At 36.4% G+C, this 14,667-nt stretch carries 18 protein-coding genes; 2 read left to right on the forward strand and 16 right to left on the reverse strand.

What is annotated here, in order from left to right; translation table 11 throughout:
- From E5329_RS05665 to E5329_RS05725, 14 genes are all read right to left on the reverse strand, one after another.
- Positions 1–709: hypothetical protein (locus tag E5329_RS05665; RefSeq protein WP_135988624.1), on the reverse strand; the 709-nt coding region annotated here is incomplete at its 3' end.
- Between the two features lie 170 nt (positions 710–879).
- Complete coding sequence (locus E5329_RS05670) at positions 880–1,602, reverse strand: hypothetical protein (protein WP_135988625.1); 723 nt, start codon at positions 1,600–1,602, stop codon at positions 880–882.
- A gap of 18 nt (positions 1,603–1,620) precedes the next feature.
- Positions 1,621–2,355 (reverse strand): hypothetical protein, encoded by a 735-nt coding sequence (locus E5329_RS05675; protein ID WP_135988626.1) that lies wholly within the window; start codon positions 2,353–2,355, stop codon positions 1,621–1,623.
- A gap of 24 nt (positions 2,356–2,379) precedes the next feature.
- Positions 2,380–5,874 carry an RHS repeat-associated core domain-containing protein gene (locus E5329_RS05680; protein ID WP_135988627.1) on the reverse strand — a complete coding sequence of 1,165 codons (3,495 nt, stop codon included), beginning with the start codon at positions 5,872–5,874 and terminating at the stop codon, positions 2,380–2,382.
- Positions 5,875–6,068: 194 nt separating this feature from the next.
- The gene (locus tag E5329_RS05685) at positions 6,069–7,385 is read right to left on the reverse strand and encodes a sensor histidine kinase (RefSeq protein ID WP_135988628.1); all 1,317 of its coding nucleotides are present in this window, start codon (positions 7,383–7,385) and stop codon (positions 6,069–6,071) included.
- Positions 7,386–7,607: 222 nt separating this feature from the next.
- Complete coding sequence (locus tag E5329_RS05690) at positions 7,608–7,808, reverse strand: hypothetical protein (protein ID WP_275443054.1); 201 nt, start codon at positions 7,806–7,808, stop codon at positions 7,608–7,610.
- Between the two features lie 73 nt (positions 7,809–7,881).
- Positions 7,882–8,595: a LytR/AlgR family response regulator transcription factor gene (locus tag E5329_RS05695; RefSeq protein WP_135988629.1), complete on the reverse strand. Its 714-nt coding sequence runs from the start codon at positions 8,593–8,595 to the stop codon at positions 7,882–7,884.
- Entirely contained in the window at positions 8,567–8,998 is a 432-nt protein-coding gene (locus E5329_RS05700) for a hypothetical protein (RefSeq protein WP_135988630.1), read from the reverse strand. Before E5329_RS05700 ends, E5329_RS05695 begins: the two co-directional genes overlap by 29 nt.
- A complete protein-coding gene (locus E5329_RS05705) occupies positions 8,968–9,720 on the reverse strand; it encodes a pyridoxal phosphate-dependent aminotransferase (protein WP_135988631.1) in 753 nt (250 codons plus the stop codon). The genes E5329_RS05700 and E5329_RS05705 overlap by 31 nt, the downstream gene beginning before the upstream one ends.
- A 62-nt stretch (positions 9,721–9,782) precedes the next feature.
- A complete protein-coding gene (locus tag E5329_RS05710; protein ID WP_135988632.1) occupies positions 9,783–9,989 on the reverse strand; it encodes a hypothetical protein in 207 nt (68 codons plus the stop codon).
- Between the two features lie 76 nt (positions 9,990–10,065).
- Complete coding sequence (locus E5329_RS05715) at positions 10,066–10,557, reverse strand: HAD hydrolase-like protein (protein ID WP_135988633.1); 492 nt, start codon at positions 10,555–10,557, stop codon at positions 10,066–10,068.
- 70 nt (positions 10,558–10,627) lie between these two features.
- Positions 10,628–10,981 carry a hypothetical protein gene (locus E5329_RS05720; RefSeq protein WP_135988634.1) on the reverse strand — a complete coding sequence of 118 codons (354 nt, stop codon included), beginning with the start codon at positions 10,979–10,981 and terminating at the stop codon, positions 10,628–10,630.
- Complete coding sequence (locus tag E5329_RS29645) at positions 10,948–11,274, reverse strand: hypothetical protein (protein WP_168356535.1); 327 nt, start codon at positions 11,272–11,274, stop codon at positions 10,948–10,950. Before E5329_RS29645 ends, E5329_RS05720 begins: the two co-directional genes overlap by 34 nt.
- Before the next feature lie 12 nt (positions 11,275–11,286).
- Positions 11,287–11,928, reverse strand: a complete 642-nt coding sequence (locus E5329_RS05725; RefSeq protein ID WP_135988635.1) for a hypothetical protein — start codon at positions 11,926–11,928, stop codon at positions 11,287–11,289.
- 410 nt (positions 11,929–12,338) lie between these two features.
- Between E5329_RS05725 and E5329_RS05730 the strand changes: the two genes are divergently transcribed.
- Together E5329_RS05730 and E5329_RS05735 are read left to right on the forward strand one after the other, a co-directional pair.
- Entirely contained in the window at positions 12,339–12,803 is a 465-nt protein-coding gene (locus E5329_RS05730) for a hypothetical protein (protein ID WP_135988636.1), read from the forward strand.
- 27 nt (positions 12,804–12,830) lie between these two features.
- On the forward strand, positions 12,831–13,181 hold the full coding sequence (locus E5329_RS05735) for a transposase (RefSeq protein ID WP_135988637.1): 351 nt from the start codon (positions 12,831–12,833) through the stop codon (positions 13,179–13,181).
- Between the two features lie 772 nt (positions 13,182–13,953).
- Here the strand turns inward: E5329_RS05735 and E5329_RS30465 are convergent.
- Both E5329_RS30465 and E5329_RS30470 read right to left on the reverse strand, forming a co-directional pair.
- On the reverse strand, positions 13,954–14,235 hold the full coding sequence (locus tag E5329_RS30465; RefSeq protein ID WP_275443055.1) for an ATP-dependent Clp protease proteolytic subunit: 282 nt from the start codon (positions 14,233–14,235) through the stop codon (positions 13,954–13,956).
- Positions 14,132–14,581: an ATP-dependent Clp protease proteolytic subunit gene (locus E5329_RS30470; protein WP_275443056.1), complete on the reverse strand. Its 450-nt coding sequence runs from the start codon at positions 14,579–14,581 to the stop codon at positions 14,132–14,134. The genes E5329_RS30465 and E5329_RS30470 overlap by 104 nt, the downstream gene beginning before the upstream one ends.
- Positions 14,582–14,667 lie beyond the last annotated feature (86 nt).

Below are 14,667 nucleotides of genomic sequence, written 5' to 3' on the forward strand. Positions count from 1 at the left end.
CTTTCTCGATTACCTCTTCCGGAGTCATATCCATATACGCTTTATATTTTAATACGGTTCCCTGTTCGTCCAGAAGGAGAACAATATGTTCTCCTTCTATGTAATCAAAGCCGTCTTCATCGTCGATGAAAGAATCAATAAAAGTCACAAAAGCTTTATTCCCTTCATACTTGTACTCTTCCATCACTATGGAAGTGATTTTTCCATGATCAAGCTGACCAAACATATAACTTCTAATTTTCCTTTGTTCATTATAGCAAACCTTTGATATAGTTCCACACTCTAATCCCCAAAGTTCTTCATAACGTAAACCAACCTGGGTATATGGATCTGTCCAAAAAATGTACTCCCTGTTTCTGATTTCCCCTCTCACCATATCGCTTATAATCAGGTTATCCTCTTTATCATAACCATAGACATACCCAGGATTTATGTACTCTTTTACGAGTCTTCCCCACTTTATTTTACTCATTCTCAACTTTTCTATATTTCCTGGGCACAGCCTGCCCCGGGACAGTATTGATTCTGTTCCATACCTTTCATGATCCACTTTCTTTGCAAATTCTTCCTTAAAATATGAAAGTTTATCTTTGTATTTCGAATAGTATCCCTGCAGTATTTCCCGGCATTCGTTCCGAAGGATTTTCAGTTTCTGGTAAGATTCACAGGCTTCATATTCCCTAAGCGCTTCTTCCGGTATTCGTTCCATAGCATTCTCCATAAAATTTTTTTGATAAAACCAATATTATTTTAACCCAATGAAACTACAGAAGAACATGCATATACATTTAGAGGAACAACACCATGCAGGCATATCCTCCTGCCGACGCTGTTTTTCGCTCCCTCTGTTAAAGATGTGCTGCTGTCTTTCAGCGTTTTTCAAAGCACTAATTTGTGCTTTGGCACACCCTCGTACACTTCCTCCGGATACATATCCGTATATCCGGTATATTTCAATACTTTTCCCTGTTCGTTCATATCCAGAACAACATGCTCTCCCGTGATATAATCTCCGTCAATGAGGATGGAATATATATACGTAACAAATGCCTTATTGCCTTCATACCTGTATGTTTCTATATGTATTTCATCAACTTTTTCACCGTCCATAAGGCCAAACAGATATCTTTGTATTTTTCCCTGTTCATCATATGCGGCTTCTGTGATTTCTGCCAATTCCAGATCCACGCCCCAATACTTCAGTCCCAGCTGTATCTGAGGTTCTTCCCAGAATATATATTCCCTGTCCCTGATTTCCCCTTCCACCATATCACTTGTAATCAGATTGTCCTCTTTATCGTAGCCATAGATATATCCAGGATTCACATACTCTTTTACTAACCTCCCTCGTTTTACATTTCCAATAATCAGTTCTTCTATATTTCCCGGGCATAGTCTGCCCCTTGGCAATGTCATTCCTGTGCCATATCTTTCGTGATCCAGTTTCTTTGCTGCTTCTTCCTTAAAATACGGCAGGCTATCTTTATATTTTCTATAATATCCCTGCAATATTTTGCTGTTATCATTCCGAATTTTTTTCAGCTTCTGGTAAGATTCACTGGCTTCATATGCCTTAAGTACTTTTTCTGGTATTCGTTCCACAGTAATCTCCTTAGAATTTTATAGCGTTAATTTATACTTTGGCGCTTTCTCGATTACCTCTTCCGGAGTCATATCCATATACGCTTTATATTTTAATACGGTTCCCTGTTCGTCCATATCCAGAACAATATGTTCTCCTGCTATGTAATCAAAGCCATCTTCATCGTCGATAGAAGAATCAATAAAGGTCACAAAGGCTTTATCTCCTTCATACTTGTACCTTTCCATCACCATGGAAGTGATTTTTCCATCGTAAAGCACTCCAAATAAATATCGGATAATCCTTTTTTTCTCACTATAACAGACCTCTGATATTGTTCCACATTCAAGCCCTAAAAGTTTATCATAACATAAACCAACCTGAGTATATGGATCTGTCCAAAAAATATATTCCCTGTCTCTGATTTCCCCTTCCACCATATCACTTGTGATCAGATTGTCCTCTTTGTCGTAACCATAAACATATCCAGGATTTACATACTCTTTTACTATTCTCCCTCGTTTTACATTTCCTATAATCAGCTCTTGCATATTTCCAGGACACAGCCTGCCCCTTGGCAATGTCATTCCTGTTCCATATCTTTCGTGATCCAGTTTCTTTGCTGTCACTTCCTTAAAATACGGAAGACTATCTTTATATTTTCTATAATATCTCTGCAGTATTTCCCTGCCTTCGTTCCGAAGGATTTTCAGTTTCTGGTAAGATTCACTGACTTCATATGTCCTAAGTACTTCTTCTGGTATTCGTTCCATAGCATTTCCCTCATGATAATCAACTTAAAATGGCGCCATTTTATTTAATCCTTTAAGTGTATTATATAAAATTTCTAAAACACCTGACACATTTCTCTTCTGCCTCTGCTTTATATTAGACATATTATAACATTTTACCACCATTTCGTTCACTATTTTATAATACATATTTGTATGCAATCTTTTATGGAGCCCTTTTTTAAGCGGGATTTTATTCAGAGAACTTTCAACCGATATTCCTACACTATTTAGAACTTTCCTGGCTTCTGTAGCTTTATATGCTCCCTTTGCCACAATATGATGAATTTCTGTTCCCGTTAACTTTTTCTTTGCTCTCGCAAAACTCTGACTATAATCAGCCCACAATGCATCCACTAATGACTTGTAATAACCCAATGTTGAGCCTATCTTAGTCAGTTCTCTGCCCATAGCCTCCGCCAGCTTTTTGCTGTTCTTCCGCCAGGTTGGAATGAAACTGCTGCTAAGATAAGACACCAACACTAAAACTACCACAACCGTAATGATTGTAATTACAACTGACTGGCCGCCTGTTGGATCTACGCGCATCACGCTGTTGTTCGCTGCATATGTAAATAAATTTCCCTCTGCGTTTCCGGCTCCATAATCTAAATGGTAATCCGCATTCAAAAACCTCCCGGTATTTGCATCATAATACCTGCTCTGCAAATAATAGAATCCCGTCTCATTGTCATAGTAATATCCCCGGTATTTTATCGGATTCAAGTTCCCTAACGTTTCGTCTCCGGAAGCTACTGTGGTTTTCCCCCACGCATCATACTCATATTCTACCAGAACGGCGCCGCTGCTGTCTACAATTGACACTATATCTCCCTGAAGATTTTTATTGAAATAATAGGAATTGCCATCATATTGAAATCCTGCAATCGTATTTCCTGCATCATACATGTACCATATAACATTGCCGTTCCTGTTTTCTCCGATCAGGTTTCCATTTTCCCAAAAATACTCCGTTTGCTCACCGGCAGTATTTTTCCCTGTTCTCAGTCCATCTCCATTATAGGAATATGTAGTTGTCCCTCCTTCATTTTCCACAGAAGCCAATTGTTTTCCGTTCCACTCAAAGGTCATTCCATTATAATATTTGATGGGGTTTCCTATTTCATCATAGGTAATCTCAGCTCCATTATACGCAGTCAGCAGATCTCCCCATTGCTGATCGCCATATTCATATACTATTTGTTTACCCCCGGCAAGATCATCGGTTTCTGCCCCCATATTCAACGCATATTCCGTACTGCTTAAAATATTTCCTCCTGTATCATATTCGTTGATTACAGTAGTTCCGCTTTCCAGGGAATCTTCTCTGATTAGCTGCCCGAAGCCGTCATACTCATATGCCGCAGTTACAACCCCGTCCGTTTTAACTTCTGCAATATTGCCATTCTCATCATACTGATATTCAATAACCTCTTCAGAATTCTTTTCTGTTTCTACAGACTGCTCTTCTGTAATCTCTTTTTCAGATTCTGCCACTGTTACATTCTCGGAAGTTACAAAGTGTGACGTCAGTGTATTGTTCTCGAGTTCCATCACATTGGTATCTTCCCCGTTCATTACTTCTACTTTCAGAGAATCTTCCTCTTCTTCTAATATATTTATGGCTTTATAAATGCTCTCTTCTCCGTAACTATATGTGACCTCCTGATATTCATCGCTGCCTGAATAATCCACGGTAAATCCATCTGAACATTGAATTTGGGATAAATAGTTATTTTCATCATAAGTATAAGTGTATATTTTATCTTCCAGATAGTCATGGTAAAATAACGGACGGTTTTCCTCATACTCCCATTCATAGGCTATTTCATCATTTTTTATTACTTTGACAAGATTTCCTTCCTCGTCATATTCCATTTTCTGCCTGTCCCCGTTCCCATAAACAACTTCTGTAAGCTGTTCTCCGGAATAGGAGTTTTCCTCCAGAACACGATCTCCCGCTGTTGATTTTATCACATTTCCATCTTCATCATAGGCATAACAATAACGCATCCCATTGTAATTCACACTTACGGCATTTCCATTTTCATCATAAGACGTTGTATTTATGATATATTCACCGTCCGCCTTTTGAATGCTGACTGTCTCATAGCCATCCTGGTTATAAAACCTTTGCGTTGCTTTTCCATTCTGATTCAGATAAATCGAATGTCCGTCGGTATAATCATAAATTGTCTCAAATTCTGTTCCATTTTCATCATAATATCTGATGCATATGTCAAAAACTCCTGTTTTTGTTTCCACTTCATAATCGGGAACCTGCCCGCTTTCAACATCTGTCAGCATTGGTTCTGGATCTGTGCTGTCAATCAGCCCATCAAAATCACTGTCTGCTAAGTGCGGGTTTGTTCCCAGTTCCATTTCTGTTTTATCAGATAATCCATCCCCGTCACTGTCTGCATCTCCTGTAACTTCTAAGGGGTCTGTATATAGTACATAGACCTCATATCCATCCGGAAATCCATCCCCATCTGTATCTGCAGCATAGGGATCTGTTCCCAAATCCCATATTTCATATCCATCTGGTATCCGATCCCCATCAGAATCTAATACCGTTTCCTCAACCTCTCCATTTTGATTAGAATATGTAAAAATACTGGAATTCTGCGTTTCGCCAAACCTTTTTGTAACCGTTCGGTATTCTGATATTCCCTGAATTTCATCATAATTAATTTCGTAAGTATCTTCCTCTGTAACAGCAAGTAATTCAAAACTGGGACTGTTTTCCTGTCTTACATAGATTTCTGTTTCATCGTAATTTTCCATATGAAAGACAAGCTTTCTATTATCTTCATCCAAAACTGTATAGCTGCTGTTAATTTTTTCCTCTTGCATCCATTTCAGTTTCTTCATCTCAGAATCAGAGTATCCTCTGATCTCTAATTTGTCAGATTCAATACTTATATTTTTTGCAATCAGAGCGCCGTTCCATTGAATTTCTTTTGCGGACAGGGTAATTGACGCTTCAGGCGCATAGAGAATCCCTGTAAAATGAATAACATCCGCCTGCAGTTCAATACTTCCGGTTTTGCTATATAAAACGGCACTGTCTTCTGCTTCTGCTGAAATTGTCTGGGAGCTGAACTTTATATCACTTTCTGTCACAATACTTTTTGTCAAGGTACAGTGTCCTGCTTCTGTTATAAGCGCATTCCCGTACAAACTGGTTTGATTTTTGTACACATCTCCAGTAAATGTTTCACTCTCCAGAACAGCCGTCTCTTCATTTAATGTCATGAGTATGCCGTCTTTATAATCAGCAATTTCTTTCTCTTCATATTCATGTTTTCCATTTAAGCCATGCCCGTCAACTTTTACTTCCAATGTCTGCGCCTGCAGAGAGTCAGGCAAGGAGGCAATATCGCCCAAACTGATGTTCTCTGCATAAACTTCATTTTGGTATACTGCCGACACGAAAACTGTCATCACCAATAACAATGCGCACAATCTTTTTCTTATTTTTCCATAAAATATTTTCATATTTTCCTTATCCTTCCGTATATTTTTCCTTGTTCTATTAGCCAAAAAAATTCTTCAGCCATTTCATCCATACCGGCATCAATGCCATTGCAAAATAACCCATAACAGTCTCCTCCTTTTTTTCTTGAAAATAATAGATTCTGCTATGAGTTGCAATCTTAACTGTTTGAACGGTCAGATAAGTTCTTACACGGTCATTCTATTCTGTTTTTCATCACTGCTTCGACAATAAATTTTTGTTTCTCCCTGTTAGTCTCTAATATTCCATGATAACGTTCCACTGTTTCCTGAACATTGCCAAGCCCTATTCCGTGATTCATTTTGTCCTTTTTGGTTGTCTTCCATAGTTTTCTCACATTTTCCCTTATGCTGCCCTTATCATATTCAGCGCTGTTTTCTATCCGGATTTTTAGGTATTCCCTGCCTTGTTCAAGTTCAATCCTGATATATTTCCCGCTGTCTTGCGCTCTCCTCACCCCTTCTACAGCATTCTGCAAAAGGTTGCCAAAAACTGTACACAAATCCGCCTCTGTAATTTTCAGATTATTTTCCATTTTTCCTAAAACTATCAGTTTTGTATCCTGCGTTATCACAGAGCCATAGTGATTTAACAAAGAATCTAACGTATGATTTCCTGTTGAAAAAGGTTTTTCCTGTATAAATTCTGTCTGTTTCTGCATACCTCTGATATACTCTGTAACTCTCCCGGCACATTCCTCCTGCGCAAGCCCTTTCAGGCAAATCAGATGATTTTTTAAATCATGCCGATACTTTCTGGTTTCCTCTTCCTTCTTCAGCAGGGTCTCATAATATTTTTTCTGCACTTCCTTGAGTTCTCGTTCTGTCTCCACATTCTGTTCCAGTTTTTCATTCATGTTTTTTATGTAAATGATAAAAATTCCCAAAATACCTGCCGCAAAATATGCGACTCCGCTCAAACCCCCGGCAAATATTTTAAATTTCACATTTGGAACATAATCTTTTGTAAAATCTAATGCTGTAACTGCCAACATAATTTCCGTTGCTATCAAAACAACCAGAAAAACCATTCCTTTTCTCACAAATTGAATTAGCCCTTCCTTTTTTAAGATATGCTTCCTGTCATTTACGGCTGTCATGCCTAAAAATATGGCTGCCGTTATCGCTCCGCTTACAAAATCTCCCCATGTTTGGGCAAATCCTATCCCCTGACACCATTCCAGAGCAGCGGTTACACATCCTGCACACAGACTGTCTATGCAGGTAATCACCAGATACAATAAGAGCAATTCCTCTAATTTCTTTTTCCAATCTGTCTCCATCCGAAAGAAAAGGATTACCATTACGATATAGTACATGTTCAAATACGCATCCTCTTCTTTCCTTGCGCCGGAAAAATACCATATTAGATACAGTGCCATACCTGCAATCGTCGGCCATTTTCTCCGAAGCCTTTCTTGAAAAAATAAACGCAGCCCCAATTGATATTTCCAGATCTCCATTACAAAACAGCAAATTAAAATCCCTGTCATCCCTGTTCCTCTCCTCACCTACAGCTTCTGAAATGTGCAGCCATATGCGCAAAAACAAAAAGAAAGATAATTATAAACCCTGAACATATAAAAACAAAATCAGTTTCAACTGCTGCAGCCTGATACGCTGCACTAAGCAAAAATGAAACAATCTGTACATCTCCCTGAAACATTTTCGATGCAATTGGAGCAAGCGGCGCATCAAAAGGAACAACCGCCGAATTAATTAAAAAAAGGCTGAATAATGACAGAGGCCGCCTGGTTAACACCGAAAATAATTGCCGACCAGCCCGCCTGATTTGTAATGGAATATACCAGCCATGTAAAAAGTATGGTGTCTAAGGAATCCTCGCAGCGATTTATAATATTAGAAATCAGCAGGTATATATAATTGTAATTATGATATATTTCCTGTTTTTTCATGGCTTTTCCCTTCTTTCTGATTGGATCGAATAAACTTCTGTCCTCCCTCGAATGTTATTTTAATCACCTGAAATCATATTTTCCCCTTATACTTCAAATCAAACTCTATATAAGCTCGTTCGAATTCTTTCTTCCTGCGCCTTGACACCTTGATATTCTCTTTTCCAATTGTAACGATCCCATTTTTATAATCATCTACATGCCCCAAATTCACCAGATACTTCCGATCTGCACGGAAAAACAGTTGAGTCTCCAGTATCTTTTCCATCTCTTCCATAGAAGCCTCTTTGCGAAACCGCTTCCCTTTCGCCAACAGTTCCACATAACTGCCATAGGAAATCACATATACAATGTCTTTCTGGCGCACCTGGAAGAAATTTCTGTTTCTGTACACATCCACAGTTTCAAATCCAATTCTCCGTCTGAGACAAGCATCCATTGCCTCCTCAATTTCTGAGGGTTCGAAAGGCTTCGTTACAAAGCGCAGCGCACGGACATGAAAGGCCTCTTTATACCTTTCTTCAATTCCGGTAGCCATAATAATCTCACATTCAGAGTTTCTCTGGCGAAGCATCCGGCCGGTTTCTATTCCATCCAATTCCGGCATTTCAATATCCAGAAAAGCAATTTCCAATTCTTCTGCCTGCTGCAATAAATCCTTACCAGAAGAAAAGACCAGAATTTCAAATTCCAACCCCATTTTTCTGACGGCCTGTTTTACCAGGCCGTACAACGTCTTTAATATCATTTCTTCATCGTCACAAATTCCGATCCTCAATTGCCCCATTCTTGGTGATCCCCTTTATCTTTCTTGTATCTAATACTCCCCAGCGACTCCCACCTGCGGCATATTTAATGATTACTGCCTTAATTTTTTGCATTTTATCATGATCAACTATTGTTATCCTAACACAATTTTTAAACGGACTCATCGTTAATCTTCTTACAATGATATCATTTTCATTATAATAGTCGCTTAACCCTATGGTTATTTTTTCTGACCCTAAATTAACTAATACAAAATTTGCTTTAGACGGATAAGCAATCCAGGGTGTTTTTGCATTTATAAAATCAATAAACTCATTACGTTCTTGCAAGATATCATTAATTATCTTATCAAGACTTTTACAAGATAAATAGTATTCTCCAATTTCATAACTCAGTGCGGAAACACTATTAATCCATTCCATTTAGTTAAGTATGATGCAATGTTCTTACATGTACAAGTATATGCCAACCTAGCGCCTGCAAGTCCCAATCCCTTAGATAGCGTTGATATTACTATTACATTATCATATTTTAAAGCAAATTTAATATAATTTATTTCAGCAAACGGTGCATAAGCTTGATCTATTACAACGATACTATTATTACTATATGCTACTTCAATTATTGAAGTAATATCTTCTAATGTCATTGTAAATCCAGTAAAACCATTTGGTGTTGTTAATATAACAATAGATACTCCAATCTGCTCTAATAATTCAATCCCTTTTGATACTGCAAAATGATAAGTATCATCCATATTCCATTGCACTATTATATGACCATTAAGCCGTGCATAGCAATAGTAATTCTCATAATTAGGACTCTGAATAATTATATTTTTACAATTAATCCCCAACGCTGTCAATACGATTTTAATAGCATCATCTGACCCTGAAAAAAGCTGTAAATTTTCTTTAGGAATTTGTAATAATTTAGAAAATTTGACCATTTTGTCTGGATAATAAATGTAACAATTATTTAAGTTTACATCTAATACCTTTATCATATCATCATTGATACAGGCTAAATCATGATGAATCAATTCATTGCTAGCACAATTTAATTTTCCAATTTTAGATACTTTTTTCTTTGCTTCAACAGTATCCACATCATTCCAAAAATGATGATAATTAAAATTGTTCATATTCCCCTCCTAAATATAATCATCTATTTTTAGCCTATATAAAAATGAAAATCTTATTAAATCTATACTATTTCATTAACGATATTATAAATTTCTTCCAAGCTACTTATTATCTTAACCCTTTTCATAAAATTAAAATACAACTTATTATCAACAATCTCCAATTCATCAGCTGTTATATGGTCAATATCCAATACTGGAGATAGATAATAGAAACATATCTCTTTATACTTTCTCTTAACTTTGTAACATTCATCCTTTTCAAGCAAAAATGCCACTCCTTTTTGATACAAGGTATTAATAAACAAATTTTTATCATCTAAAAGACAAGCAAAAAAACCACATTTAATTTGGAATAATTAAATCACTATGCCAGTTATCTCCTATAAAAATTCTATTTTCGTATGTCTCATATTTTGTTTTCTTCAGCACCTTTAAACTAGGTTTTCTTTCCATTATATCACAAGATAACAATATTTGATCAAAATAACTATCAAAACTTAACATTGAAATTAAAGGTTTATATACAGAATATAAATTTGACACAAGACAAAGCCTCGCATTTTCTTTCAATTTTGATAACATATTAATTATATTTTCATTAAATTGATGATTTTTCATAAAAAGCGATATATATTCTTCCGTTATTCTATCCCATACTGAATTATAAGGAACTGATAAAATATCGAATACATCTTTGTTATTCAATATCTGCCTGCATAATAATTTATCTTTAACTAGATTTAATTCCTCAATATTGTTAATAAATATGGAATATGGAAAACCTTTTAAATACATCTCTTTTTGAAAACCTGTTAAAAAATAAGCCCTTTTCATGATTTAATTATTCAACGTTAGAGAATCAGGAGGAAATACTAAAGTTTCCATCAAATCAAAACATATTAATTTATTCAAGACTTTTATCTACCTTCGTATTCTTTAATACATCGCCAAAAATAACATTATACAATTTCAGTTTTTCATCATAAGAAAAACTTTTTCCCAAAAGCTGTCGATTAAATTTACTCAATTCATTCAATTGCATATCTGAATTCATTTCATAATATGGTGTATAAACAGTAGGGCGAATGCGGACATTATAATTATTTAATTTTTCTATTGTTTTCATTGATTCTTCTACTGAAATTCCAGGAATACCTAACATTACAAAACAATTTAACTCTACACTTAAATGTTTGCAGATTTCTACTATTTTTTCAAATTTTTCTAACGTATTTTTTTTAATTTCTGGAAAAGCCAAAATCTTTTCATTTTCAAAAAATTCTCAATGCCTATGCTAATATGAATACAATTAGCTTTTGCCATTTTCTCTATACAATCTAATGATAAATGCTCAATAGTTGTTACACATTTCCAAGGAATTATGAGACCTTTTTTTTGCATTAACTCGCAAAATTTAATTGTCCACTCTTTATTTAATGTAAAAATCGCCGAATACATAGAAACATATTCAAATTGGTATTTTGTAAAATTTTCAATTATGTATTCGCAAAGCATATCTGGTGATAAACGTCTATCTACTGTTCCCTGCATCTCAGAAACATCTCAAAATTTACAATTTATTGGGCACTCCCTGGAAACATGTACGACCAATTCTTTTTTATTAGGAATTCCACAAAACTTATTAGAATCCTTTAAATATAATTTAGAATAGCATTCAAATGGAATTTCTTTTAAATTTGGAAAAACCCATTCAGACACATCTAAATACTTACCTTTAGATCCATTTATCCACTCTCCATTTATATAAACACTACATCCTGCTGGAATATTAATATTTCCACAAATATATTTCCAAAACTGTAATACTGAAAATTCAAAGTCCCCATCTGTTACAATTCCATCAATATTAAATTTTTTAAAATAATCCGGTATTTGTTTACATAGTCTTCCAAAAATTAATATTTTACTCTTAGGAGTAAGTTCTTTAATATAGTTTAACATTCGTTCAAAATTATCAGAAGTATCAAAATCCATCATAATAGCAATCATTTTATAAGAATTCTGATAGAAATAATCCCCTAATTCTTTCCATGTATACATAAGTGCACCTGCATCTAAACAAGTAACGTGTATATTTTTAGAATTTTTTCTTAAATATTCTCCAACTTCAAAAATCGGTAAATGATGTCCAGCATTAAAATAACTTGGGACATATGGTGAATTAATTACAAGTATATTATCCATTTGCTTTTTTACCCCATTTCTTTTTTATATTTATCTGATCCGCTTCTGTAATACCTATATTACATACTATAAATGAGTAAATACTAAATATTGCACAAAATAAAGACACCCTCTGTTGAATGATGTATAATTGAAGTACCAACAAACAACATACTCAAACAACAAGGGGTGCCCGTTGCAAACAGTATACATCATTCTAACAGTATTTACAATTGCTTTAAAACCTTAAAACTCGGATTATTTTTATCCGATGTGTACCTAAACCATCTGATGACTATCATTGTTTCCGTTTTCCTCTGTGGTTACAGGGGAAAACTGTAGATTTCGCCAAAGTAAGTAACCAGCATAGAACCACAACCGCCTATTTCCTGAACCACGGCAAGTGGAATGATTCGGCTCTCCAGGATATCTTGAAAAATGCCGTCATACAGGTTATTTATCAGGAAGCGCAACGCTCAGGACAGCCTGTTTTCTGTATTAGGGATGATACGATTGCTTCGCATACCAGGCCTTCGTCACAGGACGGGCATCCAATTGAAGCGGCGCACTTCCATCAATCCCATTTAAAGGGCTGTCAGGATTATGGGCATCAGATTGTTTCTGTCATGCTTTCCTGTAATGGGCTCATACTGAATTATGCCGACATCCTGTATGACAAATCAAAATCAAAGATACAGATTGTCCAGAAGATTGCGGATGAGCTTCCCGTGGCGCCGGTGATTTCCTATTTCCTTTGCGACAGCTGGCATACCTCCGTAAAGGTAATGGACAGTTTTATCCGGAAAGGGTTTTATCCGATCGGAGCGCTGAAGACCAACCGGGTCATCTATCCATGCGGGATCCGCCAGAAAGTCAGTGAGTTTGCCCTTCATTAGAGAAAAGCAGACCGTGCTGTCAGCCTTGTGACCGTTGGCGGCCGTGAATTCTATGTGTACCGCTACGAAGGAGAACTCAATGATATTCCAAACGCGGTGGTTATTATCAGCTATCCCCGGGAAGCTTTTGGAGATCCGAAAGCGCTGAGGGCATTTATATCCACAAATGCCGGAATATCCACACAGGAAATCCTTGACACATATACAGAACGGTGGCCAGTCGAAATATTTTTCCGTCAGAGCAAAAACAAACTCGCGCTGGACAAATATCAGATCCGCTCACGGCAGGGAATCGAGCGGTACTGGCTGATCATGTCATTGGTTCATTACATGTGCTGTATGCATTCCGGGAAATACAATACCTTCGAGGAAGGATAACGGTATTTTCAAGAAAACGCAACAGACTCTTTAGTGCTTGAATATAATATTCTAATATAAGTATGAAACCAGATAAGGATAAAACTCATAATAACACATGAGGGATAATCTCAGCCATATTCCAAATTGAAAATCTTTTTGAGAAAAAGATAGAATAGCCTCAAACAATATGTTATAATTCTTGCGTTGCTCACCGAAACCTGGCAACAGGAAGGAGGTGTCGGCGTTGGATTTTTTCATTTCTTTTTTATCGCTGTTGCGGCTGGTGTAGCTTGCCACTACATCATCAAATGGTTAGACAGCGATGACAAGAGCAACAAATAACCTACTGGGCGCTTTGCCAGTATAAAAGTAAAGAAGAATCCCTAGACTGTACTGCAATACAGTTTAGGGATTCGTTCTTTCGTCAACGTGGACTTTTCATTCCTTTTTGCCTATTGGCATTATAGCATATGCAAAAATGTTTTTCAATATGCTTTTGAGATAATATTTGCATAATACCTTCGTCTGTTAAATATCGATAGAGAAATATAATTATGGTACAATTTGAATTATTAAGAAAATGCAAGTATATAGGGACATTGAATTGTTACAGAATGTACAGAGGTTTGAAAAAAAGAGTATTTGTTTAATACATGGAAACAAATTTTAAAAGATGAAAACCATCATCTGATCGTAAACGAGGTTGCTGGAAAAATTGTTTCCTCTTACATATGCGTCATCATCCCTAATTTGACAAGAAATTTTTCCCTTTCAGATTGCCCATCATGAACTATTCTATTTCTGCAGCCGTTGCAATAACTCTTGATGCGATTCCATAATCTATTGCTTCCTTTGTATCCATCCAGCAATTTTGATCAACGTCTTTGCTTACCTTTTCCAGTGGCTGTCCTGTTGCAGCACTGATTAATGCTTCTATCCTTTTTCTCGTCTTCACAATTTCTTCCGCTTCAATTGCAATATCCGTTGCTCTGCCATTGATGGCGCCTAATGGTTGATGAATCATAAATCTGGTGTTTCGCAAACAGAACCTTTTTTCTTTCTCTGCTGCCAAATAGATCGTGATACCCGCACTGGCTACCCATCTGGGGCCTATCATAATATATTGAAAGATCAATATATTGGATCATATCGTGAATGGTGTCTCCCGCTTCAACATGCCCGCCTTGACTATTTATAAAAATAGTAATTGGATCGTTTCCCATGGCTTTCATATAAAGCAGCTGCATCGAAACATCCTTCGCTAAATTCTGCACTGCTGAGTTAATAATATACACCAATCCTGATAATCCGTTTCCGGCTAATACGGCTATCTTTGTAAAGGATACATTGATACTTACTCCCTTATCATAGTGTTCGTCTGGAAGAACGTGCTGGATCACAGCTATGCCTGCTGGCATATGAAATGCCTCAATCAGGAAGATTGATATTGTCATAAAAAACAAAAGTTTGCTGTAGTACTAAAGCGTGTTTGAAAATCCTTCGA

Origin of the sequence: Petralouisia muris, from assembly GCF_004793545.1 — a bacterium.
Taxonomy (GTDB): Bacteria; Bacillota; Clostridia; order Lachnospirales; family Lachnospiraceae; genus Petralouisia; species Petralouisia muris.

Bases quoted from the DNA above. Each gene is read 5' to 3' on its own strand.
- E5329_RS05725 (WP_135988635.1), bottom strand. From the start codon at position 11,928: ATGGATAATATACTTGTAATTAATTCACCATATGTCCCAAGTTATTTT.
- E5329_RS29645 (WP_168356535.1), bottom strand. From the start codon at position 11,274: ATGCAGGGAACAGTAGATAGACGTTTATCACCAGATATGCTTTGCGAA.
- E5329_RS05715 (WP_135988633.1), bottom strand. From the start codon at position 10,557: ATGAAAAGGGCTTATTTTTTAACAGGTTTTCAAAAAGAGATGTATTTA.
- E5329_RS05695 (WP_135988629.1), bottom strand. From the start codon at position 8,595: ATGGGGCAATTGAGGATCGGAATTTGTGACGATGAAGAAATGATATTA.
- E5329_RS05680 (WP_135988627.1), bottom strand. From the start codon at position 5,874: ATGAAAATATTTTATGGAAAAATAAGAAAAAGATTGTGCGCATTGTTA.
- E5329_RS05685 (WP_135988628.1), bottom strand. From the start codon at position 7,385: ATGACAGGGATTTTAATTTGCTGTTTTGTAATGGAGATCTGGAAATAT.
- E5329_RS05700 (WP_135988630.1), bottom strand. From the start codon at position 8,998: ATGGAATGGATTAATAGTGTTTCCGCACTGAGTTATGAAATTGGAGAA.
- E5329_RS05675 (WP_135988626.1), bottom strand. From the start codon at position 2,355: ATGGAACGAATACCAGAAGAAGTACTTAGGACATATGAAGTCAGTGAA.
- E5329_RS05705 (WP_135988631.1), bottom strand. From the start codon at position 9,720: ATGAACAATTTTAATTATCATCATTTTTGGAATGATGTGGATACTGTT.
- E5329_RS05690 (WP_275443054.1), bottom strand. From the start codon at position 7,808: ATGAAAAAACAGGAAATATATCATAATTACAATTATATATACCTGCTG.
- E5329_RS30470 (WP_275443056.1), bottom strand. From the start codon at position 14,581: ATGCCAGCAGGCATAGCTGTGATCCAGCACGTTCTTCCAGACGAACAC.